Raw genomic sequence first — 22,482 nt, forward strand, 5'->3', positions numbered from 1 at the left:
CTGGAACCCCGCCCATGAACAAGCAAGAAGAAATCGCTGCGTTGGCGATCCTGATCCACGACCTGCGCAAGCACAAGAAGTACACCCTTAAAGAGCTGGCCGACAAAATCGGCCGTTCGGTGGGCTTTCTCTCGCAGGTCGAACGTGGTCTATCGCGCCCGACCGTGGCCGACCTCACCGCAATCAGCGAAACCCTCGGCGTACCAACCACCTATTTCTACAGCCTGCCCAAACCCAGGCAAGTGCCGTGGGTCACTCGCCCGGACGAGCGCCGCACGCTGTATTACGCCAACGGCATTACCGACATTCTCGTATCGCCGCAGATGCGCGCGTCGTTTTCTATGCTCGAAAGTCATCTGGAACCGGGCGCGAGCAGTGGCGACCGACACATGAGCGACAGCTCGGAGCAGGGCGGCTACGTCCTCGAAGGCGAACTGAGTTTGTGGCTGGGCGATGACGAAGACCCGGTCACGCTGCGCCCCGGCGACAGCTTTCAATTCGACAGTCATGCCCGTTGCCGTTACGGCAATCTCACCCTGCAGCTCACGCGCGTGCTCTGGGTCTACACCTGACAACAACCAAAGGAACACCGACGATGGACGCTGTCTGCTCTGACCTGCTCGCTGAAGTGCGTGCGTTTCGCCAACGCTACCCGGAGGTGCGTTATGTCGATTTGATTTCTCTGGACATTCCGGGGCACTTCTACGGCAAGCGTTATCCAGTGGAAATGCTCGAAAAAGTCGCCGCGGGCAGTGCGCTCAAGCTGCCGCAAAACTGCGTGCTGCTGGGCGTGCAGGGCGGTTTGTTCAAGATCGGCGATTACTGCTTCAACGACGGCGACCCGGATGCCGTGCGCCGCCTGGTCCCTGGCACACTCAAACCGGTGACCTGGGAAGCGCAACCGCTGGGGCAGATGCTGATTACCTCCGACGGCACCGCCAAGCCGATCGAGTTCGAACCCCGCGAAGTGCTCGCGCAAGTGCTCGACCGACTGGCGCGCAAGGGCATTTATCCGGTGGTGGCGTTCGAACTGGAGTTCTACCTGTTCGACAAAAAACTGCGTGACGGCCTGCCGCAATTCCCCCGCGACGAATTGAGCGACGACGCCGATGATCAGCCGAACATGCACATCGAGCGCCTGTCACGTTTCGCCCCGGTACTGGACGACATGGTCGAAGCCACGCGGGCTCAGGGCATCGATGCCACAGTGATTACGGCGGAACTGGGGCCGGGGCAGTTCGAGATCAATTTCGGTCATCTGGACGACGGTTTGCGTGCCGCCGACTGGGCGGCGCTGTTCTGTCGCAGCACCCGTGGCGTTGCACTCAAGCACGGCTACCGCGCCAGTTTCATGGCCAAACCGTACGTGGAGCATCCGGGCAGTGGCATGCATGTGCACGTCAGCCTGTATGACGCGGCGGGCAATAACCTGCTGGCCGCCAATCACCACCAGCCGCTGCGCCACGCGGTGGCCGGGTGCCTGGACTTGCTGCCGCACAGCATGCCGATCTTCGCGCCGAACCAGAACGCCATGCGCCGCTTGAGCGGCACGGTGAACACCGCGACCAAGGCGAGCTGGGGTTACGAAGACCGTGACGCATGCCTGCGCATTCCCGAGTCGGACACGAAGAACCTGCGCATCGAATACCGTCTGGCCGGCGCCGACGCCAACCCGTATCTGGTGCTGGCGGCGATTCTGGTGGGTCTGGAGCACGGGCTGGAAACCGGCAAAGAACCGATCCCGCCACTCAACGACGACCGCAACAGCGGCATCGCTTTCCCCACCGAAATCCTCGACGCGGTGCGCGCCCTGCAACACCAGCCGCAACTGCGGGCGGGACTGGGAGCGGAGTTCGTCGACGTGTATTGCGAGAACAAGCGTCAGGATCACCTGGCGTTCATGCAGGAGATCAGCGCGCGGGAGTATCGCTGGTATTTGTAGTGGGGTGGTCGTGAGTGTTCGCTGTCAGAGGTTTTCCAGCTGCGCAAAGCGTTTTTGGCGCGGTGCTGTCCTGGGGAGTAGAATCACAACCCCACACATAGGGATAGAGAGGGATTTGAATGGAAGCGTCAGGCACTTTTTCTACCAGAAATTTCAAGGCAACCGGCCTGAGTCCAATCCCCGAGATTACGACGTCCTTGCCAGTGTCTATCAGCACCATGGACAAGTGCTACTCGGGCGCTATCGAGGGTGTTTCTGCAACCGCTTTTACTGCCGCGTTCGACATGGCGGCCAGGACGGGCAGTTACATCGCCCTTGAGAGCTTCAAAGGTGCGTTGAACGGGAAAGAAGGCACATTCAATTTCATCCACTCTGCGTCCACGACCGGCACTGATCGGGCAGATGAGTTTTTCTGCATCGTCAGAGGCAGTGGTACAGGTGATTTGAAAGGGATATCGGGATCAGGAGGCATCAAAATCGACAACGATGGCACACACCGTATCTGGATGGATTACCAACTCGAATAGGTCAGAAATCGTTTTCAACCAAGGGTTGTCGCTTGGATTTATCCCGCAGAGGGGCTGCCTGGCTCGGTTGCTTTACCGAAGAAACCGGTGGTTTGAGCAAACTCGACAAACCGCTTGTTTGCCACAGACAAGTATTCGTTAGCCCGCCAGCACAGACTGAAACTCATGGTCTGTGCCGGTTTGAACGGAACCCCGAGCATGCCGGGTACACATCGTTGAATGGAGCGCAGCAGCGTAGAGGCGCCCATTCCATCCAGTGTTGCCTTGATGACCAGTGAGACGAAATTGGTCTGCAATGCTATTCGATAGCGGGCTCCGGAGGCGTCGCAGAAGGTGTCGAACATGTGGCGTTGCAGGAATGACTGGTCAAAAAGCACCATTTTTTCATCTTGTAGACGCCAGGCCTCGATAAAGGACTCGCCCGAAAGCGGGTGGCTATCGTTCATGCACAGCACCATCTCGTCGGTGCCTAACAAAACGGAGTCCCATCCGCTCTCGACTCGACGAGACTCCAGCAGGGCGACATCAATGTCACGGCTTTCCAGTCTCTGGCTGATGTCATCCGCACTGCCTTCAACAACCGTCATGACGATGCCTGGATACTTTTTGCCAAAAGCATTGAGTACCTGCGGAATGTAATTGATCCCGAACATGGGAGGCACGCCGAGACGAATTTCACCGCTGTGTACCTGCGCCAGATCCCGCAGTTCCTGGCGTGCCATGTCTAGTTCAAGCAAAGCGACTTCGACACGTGCAAGAAAGCTTTTTCCTTCAGCCGTCACGGTGATTTGTCGTGCCGCGCGGTTGAAAAGCGTAACCCCCAGTTCCTCCTCCAATCGAGTAATGGCCATGCTCAGTGCTGGTTGAGCGATGTGCAGGCTCTGCGCGGCTTTGGTGAAACTACCTTGCCGCGCAACTTCCACGCAGCACATCAACGCTTTGAGATTCATGCCTGTCACACCCGGATCGAAACCCAAAGCATAACAATCAGTGATGAAATAAATCACAAACTAATATTTTTCGTGATGGAAATGCCTCTCTAAGATGCCGGCGATCACTTCGTGGTCGCCATCTCGAGGATCGCCTCCAGGCAGATGAATAGCCTCTTTCAAAAAGGATTTGAATCGAATGCTTCAGTTCAATGCTCATCTCGGCTTCCAATTCAACGATTTGCCGTTTCTCCAGCGTATCGAAGCAGCTGCGGCCGCTGGATTCAAGGCGGTGGAGTTTCCTTCACCCTATGAATTTGACGCCAGTCACCTGGCCGCACACTTGACTCAATACTCTCTACCTCTGATCCAGTTCGCTGCACCGGCCGGCGTCACCAAGGGCATTGCTGCGCTGCAAGGCAAGGAAGAAGAGTTCCACACAGGTTTAGCCCTGGCCGCGCGCTATGCAAAGGTGTTGGGTTGCCCGAAAGTGCACATCATGTCCGGGATTACTGCACAGGTGTCGGCTGAGCGCAGTTTCATGAGCAACCTGGAATATGCAGTCAAATATTTCGAGGATCAGGGTTTGCAGCCCCTGATCGAAGTGATCAGCCCAAAGGAAATTCCGGGGTACTACATGTCGGATTTCAGTAAGGCGCAACGGGTACTGGAGACCTTCCCGAGCATTGGACTGATACTCGATCTTTACCATGCGCAGCTATTGTCGGGTGACGCCGCCAATGTTCTGTCCCGGTTTTATGAGCGAACCGTCCACGTGCAGATTGCAGACTGCCCAGGTCGTCACGAGCCAGGTACAGGCGCCGTAAACTTTGCTGAATTGTTCGCGACTCTGGAACATCGTGGGTACACCGGATGGATCGGATGTGAGTACCGTCCTTCCAGCACCACTGTTGCAAGCCTGGGCTGGCTGAAGTCGCCATACTTGGCGCGTGATGGCCGATCGCTTCCCGTCGTGTAGGGCCGCATAATGGCCAAGCAGACCAGCGGCTGACCGTCGTAACTGTGATCGCCGAACGGTCGGGTATAGGTCAGCGCCACGCCAAACCTGGCACACCTGGATCAGCGACGCGGCGGCGAAGAAGATCGACAGCGGCGCTGTAGTGTCGAGCGCGGGCAGGGATGCCCGACTGGCTAAATGACGCGGCCTTTCTTCGGTGAAGGATGAGTGGCCGGCTCGGCCCTGGCGGTTTTCAACAACTGCGCGAACGCCGCCTTGTCGATCGGCCGACTCATGAAGTAGCCCTGAACCTCGTTGCATTGATCCTTGCCGAGAATGTCCAGTTGCTCCTCGGTCTCGACGCCTTCTGCGGTGACGGTCAGGCCCATGGCTTTGCCCAGGCCGATGATCGCCTGCACCACGGCGCGATCGTTGGCACCGTGGCTGATCGAGGCAATGAAACGCTTGTCGATCTTGATCCCGTCGAACGGGTACGCACGCAGGTAACCGAGGGATGAGTAGCCGGTGCCAAAGTCGTCCATGTTCAGGCGCACGCCCAGTTGCTTGAGCGCATTCATGGTGGCCAGCGCGCCGTCGGTGTCGACCAGCATCACGTTCTCGGTGATTTCCAGTTCCAGGCGACTGGCCGGAAAACGCGTCTGCACCAGTGCTTCGCGCACGTCTTCGACGACATCGCTGAGGGCGAACTGCGCCGGCGACAGGTTGACCGACAGCAGAATGTCCGACGGCCAGGTGAGGGCGGTTTCACAGGCTTCGCGCAGCACCCAGCGCCCCAGCGGCACGATCAGGTCGGTCTGCTCAGCGAGGCCGATGAACAGGTCCGGCCCGAGCAGGCCCTTGGTCGGATGCTGCCAGCGCACCAGGGCTTCGACCGAGACGATGTGCTTGCCGTCGACGGTGTAGCGCGGCTGGTAGTGCAGGAGGAATTCGTCGTTCTTCAGCGCGCCGCGCAAGTCGCTTTCCATCTGCCGGCGCGTCTGGATCTGGTCGCTCATGTGCGCTTCGAAATAGCACCAGGTGTTTTTACCCTCGGACTTGGCCTGATACAGCGCGATGTCGGCGCAGCGGATCAACTCGCTCGGCATGAAGCCCTGACGCCGGCTCAGGGCGATGCCGATGCTTGCACCCACGTGCAGCGGATGATGTTCGAAGGTCAGCGGTTGGTGCAGGCTCTCGACCAGTCGGGTACAGAACCGGTCGACCTCTTGGCGGCTGTCCATGCCATTGAGCACCACGACAAATTCGTCGCCACCCAGACGCGCAACAATGTCGTGTTCACGGGTGCATTCGCGCAGGCGACTGGCGACTTCCTGCAGCACCGCATCGCCGGCCGGGTGCCCGAGGGAATCGTTGATCGGCTTGAAGTTGTCCAGGTCGATCACCAGCAGCGACAGCGGCGGCGCGTGCTCCTTGAGCAGCAGCGCGTCATCCAGATAGCGCGCCAACTGGTTGCGATTGGGCAGGCCGGTGAGGGCGTCGTGCATCGACAGATGCTGGATCTGCGCATGTGCGGCGACTTCGTCGGTGATGTCGCTGGCGGTGCCGCGATAACCGCCTACGGCGTATTTGTCGATGATCGGCCGCGCCGACAACCGACAGTGACGTTGTTGCCCGGCGTGGTCGCGGTAGGTGCAGCGCAGGTCGCTGGCATTGCTGTCTTCGCTGAGCTTTTTCAGCCACAGCTCCAGCGGCGTGGTATCGCACGACACCAATTGTCCGATGCCTTGCCCCAGCCACTGGGTTTGCGGGTAACCAGTCACCTCGCTGAAGCGCGCCGAGAGGTAGGTCAGGCGCAGCTGGTTGTCGACTTCCCAGATCCAGTCCGACGCCGCTTCGGCCACCGCGCGGAAACGTTCTTCACTGGCTTCCAGCGCGTGGTTGGCCGCTTCCAGTGCCTGATTTGACGCTTGCAGCGTGCTGAAACTGTGGTCGACGTAGGTTGAGGAGCGCAACGCATGGCGCAAGAAATACGCGGTCAACAGCATCAGCACTACGAGCACGGCGCCGAGTGTTGGCAGCAGTGACCACAGTAATTGCTGGCCAGGCCGTTCTAGGTCCGCCGTCAGGCTGTAACCAGTGCTGCCCAGCGGTACCCGCGGTTGTTCCCCGGCGGGTTGTTCATCCGGGATCAAGGTCAGGTTCTGCAGACCGTAGGCGGTACCGAGCGCCTGCAGCTTGGTGGGGGTCAACTTGTCGACGAACACCAGTATCGATGTCTGTTGCGGATCGCCCAATGGGCGATCATCGTTGGGCAGGATCGCTGCGGCCGTGACCAGTGCCGGCCAGCCGTCGAACAGTGAGTAGGTATTGATCGGCACGGTCAAATCGGCCTGGCTTTGCACCTGATCGATCAACGACGCCACAGAAACGTTGAGCAGGCGCGAAATCTCCCCCTCGTCCTGCAGGCCTTGTACCACGGCGTATTTGGTGCGCTGTCGATCGAGCACAAACACGCCGTCATAGCCATCACTGGTGAACAGGGTTTTGCCGATGTTTTGCTGGGTGTAGGCCCAGTCGGTGTCGACCTTGGTGTGCAGGTGTTCGTAGGCCGTGGTCCAGTCGGCGTAGCTGGTGATGTAGCTTTTGGACGCGGCGATGCGGTTTTCCAAGGCACGAGCGGTGTAAAAACGGGTCTCGTCGACATCCTCCCGATCCAGGCGAGCGGCAATGCCGAGCAAGGTGCCGATCGCGGCCATCACACCGACGATAAACAGCGCGCCGACCGCGAAGGCCAGACGGCGGGTGATTGCACTTTGCTGAGGCGGAACAGGCGCGGCGGAAGTGAAAATGTCCATATGCACGTCCTTGATCCTGGGTCTGAACCCATCTGGAACAGCAGCCTGAGCGCAATGTTCAATGCGTTTGTGGGCATTGCGCTGACGCGGATTTCCCAAGCGTAGTGAATGTGCAGGTTTTTTGCCTTGAAACCAGTAAAAGCACACGATGACCGGGAGTGCTTCGGCGGGTTCAGTACGAGGAACTGCAGGTAGTTGAGTTGAGAGTCTTACGTACGGTCTGGCATCTTGAATATTCAAGCTGCGAAGAAGGCCATGCCTGGCGTTGTAGTCGCCCATTTTGCATTTTCAAGACAATGGAGTTGTAAACGTGGATCAAAATAAAGACGGCCTCAAATCGGCAAATCCCATCGCCGGATTGCCCGGAGCCGTGTTCGAAAAAGCCTGGGAGTTACGATGGGCATTGAAACTCACCTATGTATGTCTGTTTCTGGACACGCTTTGCGCCTTTGCACTGCATCAGAATCTCATGGGCTTTTCCGGCAATATGGCGATGCTGTGGGAGCGTCTGGGCACAGTTTTCGTGGGTGTCACATCGTTTTGCCTGATCGTGTCGCTAGTGATCCCGGCGATCGCCAGATTCGCGTGTATTGCGGGTATTTATCTGCCTTGGCAATGGTTCGAAGGGCATGTGCGGTATGACATGCTTCATGGTTACGTGACACTTGGCGCGTTGCGGGAACACAGTATCAGGAAGGACGATGAATTTGCCTGGAAGCGTTGGGAGTCCGCCGAGTCCATGAGGAACGAGGCACGAGCCAACCGATACCAGGCTGGAGAGCTGATATTCGGCTTGGGAGTGTTCGGGGTTTTCAATGCATGGGTGGGTATCAGCAACGACGTCGAGACCTTGATGCTCGCGCTGAACGCTATCATTGGATTTAGCGGCTGGTTCCTTGTGAGTACAGTCATGGTCGCTGGGCTGTACTGGGCCTGGTGGGCCACCGAGGAAGTGCCGCAGATTTACCACCCAACGCTTTATGAAGAGCTTCGCGCAAAGGAGCCTCCGTTGTTCAGAGCAAAAGCAAAGCATCTGGGCGATCAGGGTAGCGATGATTAGAAATGATCATTGACCTTGATTTTGATAGCAGAGGGGGAGGAGAGCCTCGTCGCAAAGAGGAGGCTTTTCCTGACACTGGGTTCTTAAGGCCCCTTCCTGAGCAACTGCCCCAACGCCTCCAGCTCAGCTTTCTCCACATCGGACACCAGCACGAAACGCATGTGCCCGGCCTGCCACGACACCACATTGAACCCACGAACGCTCTGACTTTGCACGGCTCTGTCGGCCTCGCTCGTCGGCAGGATGAACACGTTGATGATGTGCTTGGCATGCCCGTAACTCAGGGCGGCGGTGGTCTGGTGTTGCAGGTAATCCAGACGTCCACCGAGCAGGGGGAAGCCTTGCGCCGTATAGTCGAACACCGGGGGCGAGAAGTCGAGTTTGCCGGTGAACCACGGTTTGACGGTGTGGCGATCGGAGGACACCACGTCGTTGAGATGTTCGCCCATCAACGAGCGCACATGGCTGGAGACGGCCTCGTCGATCAAGGGTTGCTCGCTGCCCGGGGTGGCGACATACAGCACCATCGCCAGGGCCAGCGCAGCTGCGGAAAACGCCGGGGCCAACCAGTTTCGCCAACCCTGCATGAGCCCGGGCGCGGGTTTGTCAGCGGCCAATACGCTGGCCACCAGTGAGGCCGGGGCCGGGTAGTAGGTTGCATGGCGCTTCACGCTGATCTTGAGCAACTTCGCTTCATCCTGCAGCCGCGCGCACTCGGCGCAGGTGCTCAAGTGCGCTGCCACTTGCGCAGTCGTGGCCGGATCCAGTTCCTGATCCAGATAGCCGTGCAACTGTGTCTGGCAAACCGTGCAGTCGAGTTCATTCATGATCGTGCAACTTCAGTAGTTCGAGCTTGAGCAGGGCACGCGCCCGGGCCAGTCTGGACATGACGGTACCGATGGGGATATCGACCACCAGGGCGATGTCCTTGTAGGGCAGGTCTTCGAGTTCCTTGAGCACAATCACCTCGCGAAACACCGGCGGCAGGGCGCACAGCGCTTGCTGCAGCAACGCGGCATTTTCCGTGTGAATGGCCAGCAGTTCCGGGGTCTGGCTGTGGCTCAGCGGGCCTTCGTCAGCTGCCATGTCGTCATCGATGGCGACCCAGCGATGTCCGGCCGAAGCCTTGAGCCAGGTGTAGCTTTCGTTGCGCACGATGGTCAGAAACCACGCCTTGGCGTTGCCATCGGCGAAGCGCTGCAAAAACCGGAAGGCGCGCAGGGCGCTTTCCTGCACGACATCGCGGGCGGCGCTGTCGTTGCCGGTGAGCCAGCGCGCAAGGTTGTAGGCCGCGTCCAGATGGGGCGCAATCAGTTCCTCAAATCGCTTCATGGTGGGTTCCGCACCGTCACACCCCTATAACCGTGCTGCGGCGGGTTTTATTCGCGCAAAAACATTTATTTTTTGCCGTGGAATAAAGCCTCGCGCCGAAAGGTTTACCTCGTGTCAGCTACCTCACTGTAGTTCGCCCGCGAGGACACACCGATGGACATTCAAGCAAAACACCCGCTGCGCACCGATGGTCCGCTCGATCCAGACCGGCGAACCCTGCTCAAATGCTCGGCGTGGGCCGGGGCCGGGGTGCTCTGGGCCTTGAGCGGCGGCATTCCCAAAGCCTTTGCGCTGGATGAAACGGGCAACGTCAGCGATCCCAAGGCGCTGGCCAGCACCTTTCACTTCGTGCAGATCAGCGATTCGCACATCGGCTTCAACAAGGAAGCCAATCCGGAGCCAGTCAAGACCCTGCAGGTGGCGATCGACAAGGTCATCGCGCTGCCCAAACGGCCGTCGCTGATCTTGCACACCGGCGACATCACTCACCTGTCCAAGCCTGAGGAATTCGACACCGCCGCGCAATTGCTCAAAGGCCTGCCGTCCACTGTGCATTACGTGCCCGGTGAGCACGACACCCTCGACGAGGGCGGCGGCAAGCTTTACCTGGAGCGTTACGGCAAGGGCACCAAAGGCAACGGCTGGTACAGCTTCGATGACCACGGCGTGCACTTCATTGCGCTGATCAATGTCTTCAACTTCCAGGCCGGCCACGAAGCCACCCTCGGCGCCGACCAACTGGCTTGGCTGGCCGATGACTTGCGCGCCGTCAGCAGCAGTACGCCCGTCGTCGTGTTCACCCACATCCCGTTGTGGACGGTTTATCAGCCGTGGGGCTGGGGCACCGAGGACGGCGATCAGGCAATCGCGATGCTGCGCAAGTACGGCTCGGTGACGGTGCTCAACGGGCACATCCATCAGGTCATTCAGAAAGTCGAAGGCAACATCACCTTCCACACCGCCCGAGGCACGGCCTATCCACAGCCAGCACCGGGCGCAGCGCCGTCACCGGGGCCGATGACGGTAGCGGCGGATCAACTGCGCAATTACCTGGGAATCACCGAGGTGCGCGCGACCCAGGGCGATCACCCGCTGGCGTTGATTGATTCGACACTGGTTTAACCGAGGGCGAACCGATGAAAACGCGACTGTTGGCGCTGGTGTGCCTGCTGCTGGCGATGCCGGTGTGGGCGGCGGAAGTGAAGGTCGACATCAAGGAATTCATGTTCGGCCCCAAGGACCTGACCGTGGCCGTGGGCACCAAGGTGACGTGGGTCAATGACGATCAGATCCCGCACACCGTGGCGGAAACCCACAAGGTGTTTCGCTCGGGAGCGCTGGACACCAATGACAGTTTTTCCTGGGTGTTCGATACGCCGGGGGAGTTTGAGTACTTTTGCGTGTTGCACCCGCAGATGATTGGGAAGGTGGTGGTGACACAGTGAAACGTACCGCAAGGGTGCCGTTCAGTTGAGTGTTACTCAGCTACCGTTCTGCACCTTTGCGGGGCTCGCCATGAGCCTTCTGGTAGCAAATCTCAAAGGTCGGGCATCGCCGCGTGCGCCGATTACTTTCCTTAAATCATTAAAATCAACTGCTTGGCGCATTCCTGCGGACTCTGGCATGCATCGTGCTTTTTTGTATCCGTGGATAATTGGATACAAAAAGACAAAAGGTGCTGCCATGCAATTCGCTCCCGCCTACGATCAACGCCAACCGATGACTGCCGAGGAAGAGGCCTATAACTTTCTGCTGGAGGGCATCTGCGCTGGTCGTTATCGCAAGGGCGACCGGCTGATCGCCGAGGACATTGCCAGCGAAATCGGCATGAGCCGCATGCCTGTACGCGAAGCCTTTCGCCGTCTCGATGCACAGGGGCTGGTGACGCTGAGGCCCAATCGCGGCGCCGTGGTCAGCGGTCTGGATGTCGAGGAAATGCACGAAGTCTTCGAGATGCGCAGTGCGCTGGAAGGGTTGGCGATGCGCATCGCGGTGCCCAGGATCAGCGAGCGTCAGTTGACGGCGCTGGAGCGACTGCTCGATGAAATGGATGACTACCGCGATGAGAGTGCGGCGTGGGTCAGCCGCCACCGCAAGTTTCATGAGTACCTGTGCAGCCTCAGCGGCCGGCCAAGGCTGTTGAAGCAGATCAGCGCGCTGTACTCGCTGATCGAAGCACCCATGCGCCTGTGGCTGCAGCACATTGAAAAACCCCTGAGTGCGCGCCAGGAACACCAGATGATCCTCGATGCGATTCGTGCCGGCGACGCCAGCAAGGCCGAGGCCGTGGTGCGCGACCATATCGAAGGCACGGTGCCCGAGTTGATCAGGTTTCTGCAATCGGAAAAATAACCACAGAGCGGAACACGAGTCCGCCGATGTTTTGACTTTGAGTACTGCCCCGTTACTAACCGAACTGGAGTGTCTGGTCATGCATACGTCTCGCCTGTTACTGGCTGCAATTTCCCTGGGGCTTTGTACGCAGTGGGCGGTTGCCGCACCCACCGTGCCGGAGCGCCTGGCCAGGGTCGACAAACTCACCTATTGCTCTGGCATGGATTCACCGCCGCTGGTGTCCTTCGATGAAGCGCAAAAACCCAAGGGCCTGACCGTCGACCTCGGGCTGGAAATCGCCAAGCGTCTGGGCGACAAGAAGGTCGATTGGCGGGTGATTCCGTTTTCCGGATTGCTCCCGGCCTTGCTAGCCAAACAGTGCGACATGATCGTCGATCAATTGTTCGACAAGCCCGAGCGCCGCGAGGTAATCGATATCGTCAACTACATGTATTCCAGTCAGGCGGTCGTCGTGCCCAAGGGTAATCCGAAGGCGCTCAAGGCCCTGGCCGACCTCAGCGGGCACAAGATCGCGGTGCTCAACGGTTCGACCATCAAGACCCTGCTCGACAGCGAAAATGAAAGCCTGGTCAAGGCCGGCAAGCCACCGATGAAACTGGTGGTCTACAACACCGATACCGATGCCTTCCAGGCCTTGCGCATCAATCAGGTTGACGCTTACGGCACCACGGTCGAAACCGCCGGTTACTACGCCGCGATGGCGCCGGACCTGTTTGAGGAGGGCGTTCCAGCCTTCAGCAGGATCCTCACCGGTTTAGGGATTCGCAAGGACGATGCGCAACTGAGCGCCGCCGTGCAGCAGATCATCACCGACATGCGCAGCGATGGCAGCTACAAGCAGCTTTTGAATAAATGGCACGTTTCCAGCGACACACTCGATTGAGGTAAGCGTTGATGAACTTCAATTGGGATGTGTTCTGGCAGTACCTGTTGCAGCCCAGCGGCGTGTACCTCACCGGACTCTGGTTGACGTGCCTGATCAGTGTGCTGGCGATGTTGCTCGGCTGTGTTCTGGGGCTGGCTGCCGCGCTGTTGCGCTTGTCGAAGAACCCTTTGCTGCATCTGCCAGTGCGCTTTTATGTGTGGCTGATGCGCGGCACGCCGTTGCTGGTGCAGATCGTTTTCCTCTACACGGCGCTGGCAGCGGGCGGGATTTTTCGCTTCGAAGACATCGAGCTGTTCGGGCTGGTGATCCCCGGCAACATCCAGGCCGCGATCATCGCTCTGGGCCTCAATGAAGGCGCGTACATGGCCGAGATCATTCGGGCCGGGATCGGTGCCGTGGACAAGGGCCAGTACGAGGCCGGCCGTTCACTGGGCATGACCTTCGCCAAATTGATGCGCCGCATCGTGCTGCCGCAAGCGTTCAGGGTGATCGTGCCGCCGCTGGGCAACGAGTTCAACGTGATGCTGAAAAACACCACGCTGGTCAGCGTGATCGGCGTGCAGGAGCTGTTGCTCAGCACGCAAATGGTCACCTCGGCGACCTTTCGGGTGTTCGAGTTGTACCTGGTGGTGGCGATCTATTTCCTGTTGCTCACCACCTTGTGGGGCTTCTTTCAGCGCTGGTTGGAGAGCCGTTTCGGCCAGTCGGACCGACCTTCTGCGCCACCGCCGGCCTCCAGCCGGATGTTCGGGCGCGGTACTCTGAAACTGCTGAGGGGACGCTAATCATGGCGCATCAAAGTGACGAATTGATCATCGAGGCGCTGAACATTCACAAATCCTTCGGTGATCTGCAGATTCTCAAGGGCATTTCCCTGCAAGTGCGGCGCGGTGAAGTGGTGGTGCTGATTGGCGCTTCGGGCTCGGGCAAAACCACGTTTATCCGCTGCATCAATCTGCTCGAAGACATTCAGTCCGGGGAGATTCGGGTCAGTGGCCGGCCGATGGGCTATCGCACCCGGGCTGACGGCAGCCTGGTGCGCGATTCCGAGCGCAACATCGCTCGCCAGCGCCGGGACATTGGCATGGTGTTCCAGCGCTTCAACCTGTTCCCGCATATGACCGCCCTGGAAAACATCATCGAAGCACCGATTCAGGTGTTAGGTGTGCCACGCCAGGCTGCGCTGGAGCAGGCGCAAGCATTGCTCAAGCGCGTCGGACTGACGGACAAGGCCAGTCATTACCCCTCGATGCTCTCCGGTGGCCAGCAGCAACGGGTGGCGATCGCTCGGGCGCTGGCGATGAAACCCCAGGCGATGCTGTTCGACGAACCCACCAGCGCCCTCGACCCGGAAACCGTCGGCGAGGTCCTGCAGGTGATGAAAGAGTTGGCTGAGGAGGGCATGACCATGGTCGTGGTCACCCATGAAATGGGTTTTGCCCGCGAAGTGGCCGACCGGGTGGTGGTGCTCGACCAGGGCGAACTGATCGAACAAGGCCCGCCGGAGCAGATTTTCAGCCGTCCCACTCATCCCCGTACCCAAGCCTTTCTCAGCCGCGTGCTGTGAACTTCACAAGGAAATCGACGATGCGTTTATCGAGTGTGTTCGCGGCGCTGTGCTGCGTCGCCGTGGTGCCCATGCTTCAGGCTGCCGATTCGGTGGTGAAGGTTTACAACTGGTCCGATTACATCGGCCCCGACACGCTGAAGAATTTCGAGAAAGACAACGCGATCAAGGTTCAGTACGACATCTTCGACACCAATGAAATGCTTGAGGCCAAGTTGCTCTCGGGGCACTCGGGCTATGACGTGGTGGTGCCGTCCAGCCAGTTTCTGTCCAAGCAGATTCGCGCCGGCGCCTATCAGCCGCTGCAACGGGAATTGCTGGATAACTGGAAGCATCTCGATCCGCGTCTGATGCAGCGTCTGCAAGCCGCCGACCCGGGCAATAAATACGCGGTGCCGTACATGTGGGGCACCGTGGGCATCGGCTACAACGAGGAGAAGGTGCGCGCGGTATTGGGCAAGGACGTGCCGCTGGATTCGTGGGCGATGGTGTTCGATCCGCAAAACCTCGCCAAACTCAAAAGCTGTGGCGTGGCCTTTCTCGATGCGCCGGTGAAGATCATTCCTCAGACCTTGCTCTACCTCGGACTGGACCCCAACAGCGTCAAGCCCGACGACTACAAGCAGGCGTCTAAACTGCTGATGACCCTGCGGCCCTCGGTGACTTACTTCAACTCTTCGAAGTACACCGCCGATTTGGCCAACGGCGATATCTGCGTGGCGATCGGCTATTCCGGTGACGTGATGCAGGCCCGGACCCGGGCGCGCGAGGCGGGGAAAAACATCGACATTCGCTACCTGATTCCCAAGGAGGGGGTGAACCTCTGGTTTGACATGCTGGCGATCCCCAAGGACGCCGGCAACGTTGCCAATGCCCATGCCTTCATCAACTACTTGCTGCGTCCTGAGGTGATTGCGCCAGTCAGCGACTACGTCGGCTACGCCAACCCGAACAAGGATGCCACGGCGCTGATGGACGCCAAAGTCAGTGGCAATCCAGGGATCTACCCGACTGACGAAGTGATCAACCATGCCTTCGTCTCGGCCGATCTGCCGGAAAACATCCAGCGCCTGATCACCCGCGAATGGAACCGGATCAAGTCCGGCCAATGAATTGTTGATTTGAAGAGTCTTTGCCATGTTGAAATTCTCTGCTCACGAGTATCCCTATCCATCGCAACGCCAAAGCGTGTTCGCTCGTCGCGGCATGGTCGCGGCGTCCCAGCCGCTGGCCGCTCAGGCCGGCATCGAGATGATGCAAAGGGGCGGTAATGCGATCGACGCCGCCATCGCCACGGCAGCGGCGCTGACCGTAGTCGAGCCTACAGGCTGCGGTTTGGGCGGCGATGCGTTTGCACTGGTCTGGTTCAAGAATCAGTTGCACGGCCTCAATGCCAACGGTCATGCCCCGGCCAGTCTGAGCATCGAAGCGGTCAAGGCCGCCGGGCATGAACAGATGCCGCTGTATGGCTGGACGCCGGTGACGGTGCCCGGTTGCCCATCGGCCTGGGCCGAGCTGTCGCAACGCTTTGGCGTGCTGCCGTTTGCCGATTTGCTGCAACCGGCGATCAGCCTGGCCATAGACGGTTTTCCGCTGTCGCCGGTGGTTGCCCATCAGTGGCAGATCGCGCTGGATGAGTTTGGTCCCCATCGCGATGAGGTGCTGCAGGCCTGGTTCGACACCTTTTTGATTGACGGTCGGGCGCCCAAGGCCGGGGAGCTATTCCGTAACCCGGCGCAGGCACGCACCCTTGAAGAACTCGCGGCGAGCCGCTGTGAGAGCTTGTATCGCGGTGCGCTGGCGCAACGCCTGGATGCGCATTCGCGGGCAACAGGCGGCTATTTGCGCGCCACGGATCTTGAGCATTACCGTGCGCAGTGGGTGGAGCCGATCCACGTCAATTACCGGGGCGTGGATGTCTGGGAAATCCCGCCAAGCGGGCAGGGGTTGGTTGCGCTGATGGCGCTGAAGATTCTCGAAGGCTTCGACTTCGATCACCGCGACAGCCAGCAGACTTGGCACCGTCAACTGGAGGCGATGAAGCTCGCCTACAGCGATGGCCTGCACTACATCACCGATCCGCTGCACATGCGCGTGGCCGTGGCCGATCTGTTGAGTGATGGCTACAGCGCTCGTCGCCGTGAACAGATCGGCGAGCAGGCCCAGCCGCCGAAACCGGGTGACCCTCACGCCAGCGGCACGGTGTATCTGGCCACGGCCGATGGGCAAGGCAATATGGTCTCGTTCATCCAGAGCAATTACCACGGCTTCGGCTCGGGCGTGGTGCTGCCTGACAGCGGCATCGCCTTGCAAAACCGCGGGCAGGAATTCAGCCTCGACCCGGAGCATGCCAACGCACTGGCCCCGGGCAAGAAGACCTTCCATACGATCATTCCCGGCTTCCTCACCAAGGACGGCCAGGCGCTTGGACCATTCGGTGTGATGGGCGGCTACATGCAGCCGCAGGGCCATGTGCAGATGGTCATGAACCTGGTGGATTTCGGCTTGAACCCGCAATCGGCACTGGATGCACCGCGCTGGCAATGGCTGGGCGGCATGAAAGTCGGCATCGAGCAGGACGCTTCAAGGGATCTGGCCAATGCGCTGGCACGCCGGGGGCATGAGGTGCAGATCGCCAGTGACCTGACGGATTACGGACGAGGGCAGATCATTCTGCGTGACCCGGTGACGGGCGTGTTGTGTGGGGGGACTGAGCCGCGGGCGGATTCGCATATTGCGGTGTGGTAGAGGTGGCAGTAGCACACACTTTTTCACAAAGACCTCCCAGCCTCCATTCGATGGCAGAATCTCCCTGACCTGACTGTTTTGGAGAACACCATGCTTCGTGTGTTTGAACGAAGACTCGACCCTTTCCCGCCTGACGAGGTACCACCGCCGCCCAACGGCCTGGCCAAATTTCTCTGGGCCTGCACCCGGGGTGCCCGTGGTTACATTCTGGCGTTGGCGCTGCTCAGTGCCGGCGTGTCGATTTATGAGGCGTGGCTGTTTTCCTTCCTCGGCCAGGTCGTGGACCTGCTCTCGACGTGGCAGGCCGGCGGCGAAGCGGCGGTGCAGGAGAGCCGCGTGTTGTGGGGGATGGGCATTGTCATGGTGTTCAGTGTCGGGCTGGTGGCGTTGCGCACCATGGTCCAGCATCAGATCCTGGCAATTAACCTGCCGCTGCGTCTGCGCTGGGATTTCCACCGGTTGATGCTGCGGCAAAGCCTTTCGTTTTTCTCCGATGAGTTCTCTGGCCGCGTCACCACCAAAGTGATGCAGACGGCGCTGGCGGTACGCGATGTACTGTTCACTCTGATCGAAATCTTGCCCGGGATCGGCGTGTATTTCATTGCGATCATCGCGCTGGCCGGCGGCTTCGCGCTGAAGCTGATGTTGCCGTTCCTGGCCTGGGTCGTGCTGTTCGGTCTGGCCATGTGGTACTTCGTGCCGCGTCTGGGCAAAGTCGGGCAGGAACAGGCCAATGCGCGCTCGATGATGACCGGGCGTATCGCCGATGCTTACACCAACATCACGACTGTGAAGCTGTTCTCACACTCCAACCGCGAAGCGCACTTCGCGCGGGCCGCGATGGAAGATTTCAAGCTGACCGGTTTTCGCCAGATGCGCCTGGTCAGCCTGTTCGAGATCGTCAATCAGGCCCTGGTCGTCGCGTTGATCATGTCCGCCGGGGGCTATGCCCTGTGGCTGTGGCACCAGGGAGCTGTCGGCGCCGGTGCGGTGGCGGCGATCACCGCCATGGCGTTGCGGATCAATGGCATGTCGAACTGGATCATGTGGCAAATGACCTCGCTGTTCGAAAGCATCGGCACCGTCCAGGATGGCATGGCGACGCTGACCCAAGGCACCAAGGTGCAGGACGCGCCGAATGCTGGCGTGCTGGTCACTTCTGGTGGTGCGGTGACCTTCGACAAGGTGCGATTCAACTACGGTGGCGAACGTCAGGTACTCGATGGCTTGAGCCTGAACATCCGCCCGGGCGAGAAAATCGGTCTGGTGGGCCGCTCCGGTGCCGGCAAATCCACGCTGATCAACCTGCTGCTGCGCTTTTATGACGTCGACAGCGGGGAGATTCGCATCGACGGGCAAAACATCGCGCACGTCACGCAAGACAGCCTGCGCAGTTGCATCGGCATGGTCACCCAGGACACCTCGCTGCTGCACCGCTCCATTCGCGACAACATCGCTTACGGCCGGCCCGATGCAACCGACGCGCAAATCCGTCGTGCTGCCGCCAATGCCCAGGCCGATGAGTTCATCAGCCAACTCAGCGATCGCCAAGGCCACACTGGCTACGACACGCTGGTGGGCGAGCGGGGGATCAAGCTGTCCGGCGGCCAGCGCCAACGGGTCGCAATTGCCCGGGTGATGCTGAAGAACGCGCCGATCCTGTTGCTGGACGAGGCCACCAGCGCGCTGGACTCGGAAGTCGAAGTAGCGATTCAGGAAAGCCTCGATGAAATGATGCAGGGCAAGACCGTGATCGCGATCGCCCATCGGTTGTCGACGATTGCAGCCATGGATCGCCTGATCGTCATGGACGATGGGCGCATCATCGAGCAGGGCACCCACTCAGAGTTGCTTGAGAAGAACGGCGTGTATGCGCGGCTGTGGGCGCATCAGAGCGGCGGCTTCCTGGGTGAGGACAGAGGCGTGATCGAGGCGCTGGATCAGGCGTGAGAGGGGAGCGCTTGCGGCCATGGGTAGCTAAAGTGTTTCTGGCTAATCAACAGCGGTGATCATGCTCGAGCAACTTGCCGCATCATGGCGGCAAGTAGCATCAGGCCCTACAAGGTAAATGACAGCGCAGAGAACACCATACCGCCACTGCCCGCCCAGCCCATGCAAAACTGGCCTTTCTCGGCTTCGCCTCGGCTCATGGCATCGAAGATGCCGAAGGGGATGGACGCCGTAATGATGTTGCCGGTCTTATGCCCGACGTGATGCAGCTTGTGATCAATACCGATCAGTTGGCCAATGTGCTCCCACATCTTTGGCGAACCGGTATGAATAAACACTTTATGAACATCCGCAGCAGAGATGTTTTGCAGGTTGAATACTTTTATCGCCTCATTCCGACCATCTTCATGCAAGGCTGCCGCGTAGGAATTAAATTGATACTGCCCGCCGGTGGGTGAAATGCGGGCAATATCCTCCTCATTGCAGAATAGTTTCCAATCCGGCAGGGAAATGGTCGATAAATCACTCAAGTCCGGTCTGTTGATGTATGAAAACTTGAAGTTGCCTGGGGCCTCATTACTGAGGATGGTGACGGTGACTGCTTCGCCAATGGTAAAACTCGGAAACTTGTAAGCCAGTTCTGCCGGCGACTGCAAAGAGAAGTTCCTGGGCATGACCGGTCCGCCAGCAGACATGCCAAATTCCATATTGACGATAGCCGCGTAGCGAATCTCGCCTGCCTGCATTTTACTGTTGATGACATCCATGGCTGTCACCCAGCCGTTACAGGCGTCCACCACATCAAAGTTTCTGCAGCTCAGGCCCAGGGCCTTGGCGATGAACGTACTGTTGGCAGGCTCGATGAATCCTCGCGTGACGTTCGGATAGATCAACAGATCCAGATCGGCCTTATCGATATTGGCCTGGGCGAGCGCCGAGTTGAATGCAGACTCCATCAGATCCATCGGCTTTTCGTTGGCGCCCAGCCAGTGGCGCGTGCCGCTACCGCTTTTTTCAAGCAACTTGCCTATGGTCTTCAGCGTTTTTGGCAAGTCATCCTGGAACGTATCTTTAGAGTGTTCCTCGACCAGGTTTATAACGTCCTGATTGCTGACGATGCGTGACGGAAGAATCCCGGACAGCCCAACTATTTTCATGTGACTTCCTTGTTAAAAGTATGCATCCGTGGGCAATGGCTGCGAATGAGCAACACCTTGCTCATCCCTGTAAGGAGCCACTGGCGCCAATACTTTTAGCACAAAAAAATAGCGGATCAAGGTTGTTTTCAGTAATTCCCTTCAGTTGGATTCAATCATGATCTGGGTCAATATCTAGCCGATTTCAGATTCGCAAAAAAGTATCAGGGCTGTCCCTCACGAACGGCCGCTTTCGGCCAACAGAGCACATTCATGCAGCGCCTGTCTCGACGCAGCAAAATAATTGGAACCGCGTTCTGAGGCGTACGCCTAATGATTAGCTTGTGTTCAATTGCACAGGCGCTGTGCCAATACCGGCATATTCCGAGAGGTGGTCAACGTGGCTAAAGACGAGAAGAAAAGCAAAGATGATGCTTCGAAAGCCAGCAAGGACTTGAAAGACCAAAAGTCATCAGCGGCCAAGAAATCAGCTGCTGCCTCGATGCTTTCAAAGTCTTCCGACAAGAAGGACAAGAAGGACAAGAAGGACAAGAAGGACAAGAAGGACAAGAAGAAAGACGCCGAACCGAAGAAATCTGCAAAAAAAGCGGATAGCAAGCCAGAGAAGGCCAAAGAGCCCAAGAAAGCAGACAAGCCGGCGAAAAAGAAAAAGTGATCGCTGCTGCTCGCTAGGGCGTGACGCTCTTTGCAGGTCGGTCCGATGCGTTCGATCGCCAGTAGCATGAAGCTCACCACCACCGGTGTTTCTGACACACCTCAAAACCCATGTGGGAGTGGGCTTGCTCACGAACGCGCTGTGTCATTCAGCGATGAGGTTGCCTGACCCGGCGCCTTCGCGAGCAAGCCCGCTCCCACAATTGATCTTCGTTGCTTTGAGCATTGAGTTCGCTTAACTGATCAGCATTAGGCTTTTATGCCGGTTTTTTATTGTCTGCAGTCCTGCCGGAACACTCAGAGTGAAGCTTTGACCTGCAAACCAAACACCAGCGCGTTGTCGATGTCCTGCCCTGAAAAGGCGCCCGGTTCGATGATGTATTGCATGTTCGGGCGCAGTGTCAGCCAAGGGGTGGCCTGATAGCCGTAGCCGAGTTCGATCAATTGCTCGCCACTGTCCAGATTCGGAAACTGCGTGCCGTTGGCCAGTGCGGCGTCCTGCTGCACGTCGCGACTGCGCGGGTTCGGCACGGCGCGACCGTAGCCCAAGGCAACGGTGTCACGCGGACGACCTTCGAACGGTTTGTACAGCACCAGGCCAGTGCCGTACCACTTGCTGAACGGCGATGCCGCTTCGCTGGCCGCCGAGTACTGGCCGAAGGCGTGCAGGCTGCGGCCTTCGGACGATTGCGAACTCCACACGGCCTGATCGATCAGCAGGTAATGACCGCCACGACCGGAGACTGCTTTGTCGCTGCCGATGCGCTTCACGTCGGAGCTGTCGTAGTAGTAGCCAAGCTTGTACTCGCCCGGCAGTGCGCCCGCGTGCTTGTACACCAGCTCGATCGGCACCACGGTGCCGGTAGTGTGTTTCGGGCCCAGATGCCAGGCACGACTGGAGTTGCCGTTGCTCTCGGGATCGACATTGAATGCGGCCACGCGCAGTTGCCAGGACGGCGACAGGTCGTACTTCACGCGCACGCCCAAGTGGGCGTTGGGGTAGTTGGTCCAGCCGCTGCCGCCGGACATGTTCAGCGGATGGCCGCAGAAACCGGCGTTCATGAAGTTGCAGAGAATGCCGCTGTCGAGGCCGCCGAGGTCGTTGCCCATGGCCATGTAACCCAGTTTCACGTTGAGCGCCGGGGTGAACAGGCTGCGCTCGTAGCTGAGTTCGGTCAGGCGGGTGTAGAGGCCGCCGTAGTTTTCCTGGATCGGCAGACGGTTGCCGACCAGGTCTTCGGAGGCGCTGTTGCCGCGTCGGTCATTGATGGTCAACTGCACCTTGCCGGCGTTGTCCACACCGTACAGTTTGCTCAGGTCGAACTGCGCGCCGAGCTTGATGTTCTGCGAGTAGCGCGCCGAACGGTGCAGGCCGCCGTCAGCGTTGTAGGCCATTTCACCGGTGTAATCGCCGGTGAACCTGATGCCGTCAGCGTCCATCTGGTGACGCAGGCCGCCCCAGTCGCCGGTCAGGGTGTTGCGGGTCAGCAAGTTCGAATCGGTGTCGGCGAAGGCGGGCAGGGCGGCGCTGCAGGTCAGGCCCAACAGCACACCGTTGACCCAGCCGGATTGAGTAAAACGAAACATGGAGATCTTCCTGC

General features: G+C 59.0%; 21 protein-coding genes. 15 read left to right on the forward strand and 6 right to left on the reverse strand.

Annotation, left to right across the window (positions count from 1 at the left end; all coding sequences use genetic code 11):
- The first annotated feature begins 14 nt into the window (after nt 1-14).
- The 3 genes from QMK55_RS27155 to QMK55_RS27165 all read left to right on the forward strand — a co-directional run bounded on the left by QMK55_RS27155 (nt 15) and on the right by QMK55_RS27165 (nt 2,469).
- Nucleotides 15-572, forward strand: a complete 558-nt coding sequence (locus QMK55_RS27155; RefSeq protein ID WP_102356940.1) for a helix-turn-helix domain-containing protein — start codon at nt 15-17, stop codon at nt 570-572.
- Between the two features lie 23 nt (nt 573-595).
- Entirely contained in the window at nt 596-1,942 is a 1,347-nt protein-coding gene (locus QMK55_RS27160; protein ID WP_102356941.1) for a glutamine synthetase family protein, read from the forward strand.
- 119 nt (nt 1,943-2,061) lie between these two features.
- Complete coding sequence (locus QMK55_RS27165) at nt 2,062-2,469, forward strand: DUF3224 domain-containing protein (protein WP_102356942.1); 408 nt, start codon at nt 2,062-2,064, stop codon at nt 2,467-2,469.
- A gap of 38 nt (nt 2,470-2,507) precedes the next feature.
- Here the strand turns inward: QMK55_RS27165 and QMK55_RS27170 are convergent, their stop codons facing one another.
- A complete protein-coding gene (locus QMK55_RS27170; protein ID WP_320328190.1) occupies nt 2,508-3,419 on the reverse strand; it encodes a LysR family transcriptional regulator in 912 nt (303 codons plus the stop codon).
- A gap of 178 nt (nt 3,420-3,597) precedes the next feature.
- Here QMK55_RS27170 and QMK55_RS27175 point away from each other — a divergent pair, with 178 nt between their 5' ends.
- Complete coding sequence (locus QMK55_RS27175) at nt 3,598-4,377, forward strand: hydroxypyruvate isomerase family protein (RefSeq protein WP_102356944.1); 780 nt, start codon at nt 3,598-3,600, stop codon at nt 4,375-4,377.
- Between the two features lie 173 nt (nt 4,378-4,550).
- Here the strand turns inward: QMK55_RS27175 and QMK55_RS27180 are convergent, their stop codons facing one another.
- The gene (locus tag QMK55_RS27180) at nt 4,551-7,172 is read right to left on the reverse strand and encodes an EAL domain-containing protein (protein ID WP_320328191.1); all 2,622 of its coding nucleotides are present in this window, start codon (nt 7,170-7,172) and stop codon (nt 4,551-4,553) included.
- Between the two features lie 310 nt (nt 7,173-7,482).
- Here QMK55_RS27180 and QMK55_RS27185 point away from each other — a divergent pair, with 310 nt between their 5' ends.
- Nucleotides 7,483-8,232 (forward strand): hypothetical protein, encoded by a 750-nt coding sequence (locus QMK55_RS27185; protein ID WP_320328192.1) that lies wholly within the window; start codon nt 7,483-7,485, stop codon nt 8,230-8,232.
- A gap of 83 nt (nt 8,233-8,315) precedes the next feature.
- On the opposite strand, the gene QMK55_RS27190 is transcribed toward QMK55_RS27185, so the two are convergent.
- Nucleotides 8,316-9,059: an anti-sigma factor family protein gene (locus tag QMK55_RS27190; RefSeq protein ID WP_102356947.1), complete on the reverse strand. Its 744-nt coding sequence runs from the start codon at nt 9,057-9,059 to the stop codon at nt 8,316-8,318.
- Nucleotides 9,052-9,564 (reverse strand): sigma-70 family RNA polymerase sigma factor, encoded by a 513-nt coding sequence (locus tag QMK55_RS27195; protein WP_102356948.1) that lies wholly within the window; start codon nt 9,562-9,564, stop codon nt 9,052-9,054. The genes QMK55_RS27190 and QMK55_RS27195 overlap by 8 nt, the downstream gene beginning before the upstream one ends.
- Nucleotides 9,565-9,717: 153 nt before the next feature.
- Here QMK55_RS27195 and QMK55_RS27200 point away from each other — a divergent pair, with 153 nt between their 5' ends.
- The 9 genes from QMK55_RS27200 to QMK55_RS27240 all read left to right on the forward strand — a co-directional run bounded on the left by QMK55_RS27200 (nt 9,718) and on the right by QMK55_RS27240 (nt 19,070).
- Nucleotides 9,718-10,686 (forward strand): metallophosphoesterase family protein, encoded by a 969-nt coding sequence (locus QMK55_RS27200; RefSeq protein WP_320328193.1) that lies wholly within the window; start codon nt 9,718-9,720, stop codon nt 10,684-10,686.
- 14 nt (nt 10,687-10,700) lie between these two features.
- On the forward strand, nt 10,701-11,009 hold the full coding sequence (locus tag QMK55_RS27205) for a plastocyanin/azurin family copper-binding protein (RefSeq protein ID WP_320328194.1): 309 nt from the start codon (nt 10,701-10,703) through the stop codon (nt 11,007-11,009).
- 238 nt (nt 11,010-11,247) lie between these two features.
- Entirely contained in the window at nt 11,248-11,916 is a 669-nt protein-coding gene (locus QMK55_RS27210) for a GntR family transcriptional regulator (protein ID WP_102356951.1), read from the forward strand.
- A 79-nt stretch (nt 11,917-11,995) separates the two neighbouring features.
- A complete protein-coding gene (locus tag QMK55_RS27215; protein ID WP_320328195.1) occupies nt 11,996-12,802 on the forward strand; it encodes an ABC transporter substrate-binding protein in 807 nt (268 codons plus the stop codon).
- 11 nt (nt 12,803-12,813) lie between these two features.
- Nucleotides 12,814-13,590, forward strand: coding sequence for an amino acid ABC transporter permease (locus tag QMK55_RS27220; protein WP_102356953.1), 777 nt, complete (start codon nt 12,814-12,816; stop codon nt 13,588-13,590).
- 2 nt (nt 13,591-13,592) lie between these two features.
- Nucleotides 13,593-14,372, forward strand: a complete 780-nt coding sequence (locus tag QMK55_RS27225; protein WP_102356954.1) for an amino acid ABC transporter ATP-binding protein — start codon at nt 13,593-13,595, stop codon at nt 14,370-14,372.
- Nucleotides 14,373-14,392: 20 nt separating this feature from the next.
- Nucleotides 14,393-15,484, forward strand: coding sequence for a polyamine ABC transporter substrate-binding protein (locus QMK55_RS27230; RefSeq protein WP_102356955.1), 1,092 nt, complete (start codon nt 14,393-14,395; stop codon nt 15,482-15,484).
- Between the two features lie 25 nt (nt 15,485-15,509).
- Nucleotides 15,510-17,120, forward strand: coding sequence for a gamma-glutamyltransferase family protein (locus QMK55_RS27235; RefSeq protein WP_102356956.1), 1,611 nt, complete (start codon nt 15,510-15,512; stop codon nt 17,118-17,120).
- Nucleotides 17,121-17,210: 90 nt separating this feature from the next.
- Entirely contained in the window at nt 17,211-19,070 is a 1,860-nt protein-coding gene (locus tag QMK55_RS27240) for an ABC transporter ATP-binding protein (RefSeq protein ID WP_102356957.1), read from the forward strand.
- A gap of 107 nt (nt 19,071-19,177) precedes the next feature.
- On the opposite strand, the gene QMK55_RS27245 is transcribed toward QMK55_RS27240, so the two are convergent.
- Entirely contained in the window at nt 19,178-20,227 is a 1,050-nt protein-coding gene (locus QMK55_RS27245) for a 3-oxoacyl-[acyl-carrier-protein] synthase III C-terminal domain-containing protein (RefSeq protein ID WP_102356958.1), read from the reverse strand.
- A 379-nt stretch (nt 20,228-20,606) separates the two neighbouring features.
- On the opposite strand from QMK55_RS27245, the gene QMK55_RS27250 reads away from it, so the two are divergent.
- Nucleotides 20,607-20,882 carry a hypothetical protein gene (locus QMK55_RS27250; protein WP_320328196.1) on the forward strand — a complete coding sequence of 92 codons (276 nt, stop codon included), beginning with the start codon at nt 20,607-20,609 and terminating at the stop codon, nt 20,880-20,882.
- Nucleotides 20,883-21,178: 296 nt separating this feature from the next.
- On the opposite strand, the gene QMK55_RS27255 is transcribed toward QMK55_RS27250, so the two are convergent.
- Entirely contained in the window at nt 21,179-22,468 is a 1,290-nt protein-coding gene (locus tag QMK55_RS27255; protein ID WP_320328197.1) for a carbohydrate porin, read from the reverse strand.
- Nucleotides 22,469-22,482 lie beyond the last annotated feature (14 nt).

It is taken from the genome of Pseudomonas sp. P8_229, assembly GCF_034008635.1.
GTDB lineage: Bacteria > Pseudomonadota > Gammaproteobacteria > Pseudomonadales > Pseudomonadaceae > Aquipseudomonas.

What these genes read in the sequence shown, in the direction of transcription:
- QMK55_RS27155 (WP_102356940.1), top strand. Translation starts at nt 15, where the DNA reads ATGAACAAGCAAGAAGAAATCGCTGCGTTGGCGATCCTGATCCACGAC.
- QMK55_RS27160 (WP_102356941.1), top strand. Translation starts at nt 596, where the DNA reads ATGGACGCTGTCTGCTCTGACCTGCTCGCTGAAGTGCGTGCGTTTCGC.
- QMK55_RS27165 (WP_102356942.1), top strand. Translation starts at nt 2,062, where the DNA reads ATGGAAGCGTCAGGCACTTTTTCTACCAGAAATTTCAAGGCAACCGGC.
- QMK55_RS27170 (WP_320328190.1), bottom strand. Translation starts at nt 3,419, where the DNA reads ATGAATCTCAAAGCGTTGATGTGCTGCGTGGAAGTTGCGCGGCAAGGT.
- QMK55_RS27175 (WP_102356944.1), top strand. Translation starts at nt 3,598, where the DNA reads ATGCTTCAGTTCAATGCTCATCTCGGCTTCCAATTCAACGATTTGCCG.
- QMK55_RS27180 (WP_320328191.1), bottom strand. Translation starts at nt 7,172, where the DNA reads ATGGACATTTTCACTTCCGCCGCGCCTGTTCCGCCTCAGCAAAGTGCA.
- QMK55_RS27190 (WP_102356947.1), bottom strand. Translation starts at nt 9,059, where the DNA reads ATGAATGAACTCGACTGCACGGTTTGCCAGACACAGTTGCACGGCTAT.
- QMK55_RS27195 (WP_102356948.1), bottom strand. Translation starts at nt 9,564, where the DNA reads ATGAAGCGATTTGAGGAACTGATTGCGCCCCATCTGGACGCGGCCTAC.
- QMK55_RS27200 (WP_320328193.1), top strand. Translation starts at nt 9,718, where the DNA reads ATGGACATTCAAGCAAAACACCCGCTGCGCACCGATGGTCCGCTCGAT.
- QMK55_RS27205 (WP_320328194.1), top strand. Translation starts at nt 10,701, where the DNA reads ATGAAAACGCGACTGTTGGCGCTGGTGTGCCTGCTGCTGGCGATGCCG.
- QMK55_RS27210 (WP_102356951.1), top strand. Translation starts at nt 11,248, where the DNA reads ATGCAATTCGCTCCCGCCTACGATCAACGCCAACCGATGACTGCCGAG.
- QMK55_RS27215 (WP_320328195.1), top strand. Translation starts at nt 11,996, where the DNA reads ATGCATACGTCTCGCCTGTTACTGGCTGCAATTTCCCTGGGGCTTTGT.
- QMK55_RS27220 (WP_102356953.1), top strand. Translation starts at nt 12,814, where the DNA reads ATGAACTTCAATTGGGATGTGTTCTGGCAGTACCTGTTGCAGCCCAGC.
- QMK55_RS27225 (WP_102356954.1), top strand. Translation starts at nt 13,593, where the DNA reads ATGGCGCATCAAAGTGACGAATTGATCATCGAGGCGCTGAACATTCAC.
- QMK55_RS27230 (WP_102356955.1), top strand. Translation starts at nt 14,393, where the DNA reads ATGCGTTTATCGAGTGTGTTCGCGGCGCTGTGCTGCGTCGCCGTGGTG.
- QMK55_RS27235 (WP_102356956.1), top strand. Translation starts at nt 15,510, where the DNA reads ATGTTGAAATTCTCTGCTCACGAGTATCCCTATCCATCGCAACGCCAA.
- QMK55_RS27240 (WP_102356957.1), top strand. Translation starts at nt 17,211, where the DNA reads ATGCTTCGTGTGTTTGAACGAAGACTCGACCCTTTCCCGCCTGACGAG.
- QMK55_RS27245 (WP_102356958.1), bottom strand. Translation starts at nt 20,227, where the DNA reads ATGAAAATAGTTGGGCTGTCCGGGATTCTTCCGTCACGCATCGTCAGC.
- QMK55_RS27255 (WP_320328197.1), bottom strand. Translation starts at nt 22,468, where the DNA reads ATGTTTCGTTTTACTCAATCCGGCTGGGTCAACGGTGTGCTGTTGGGC.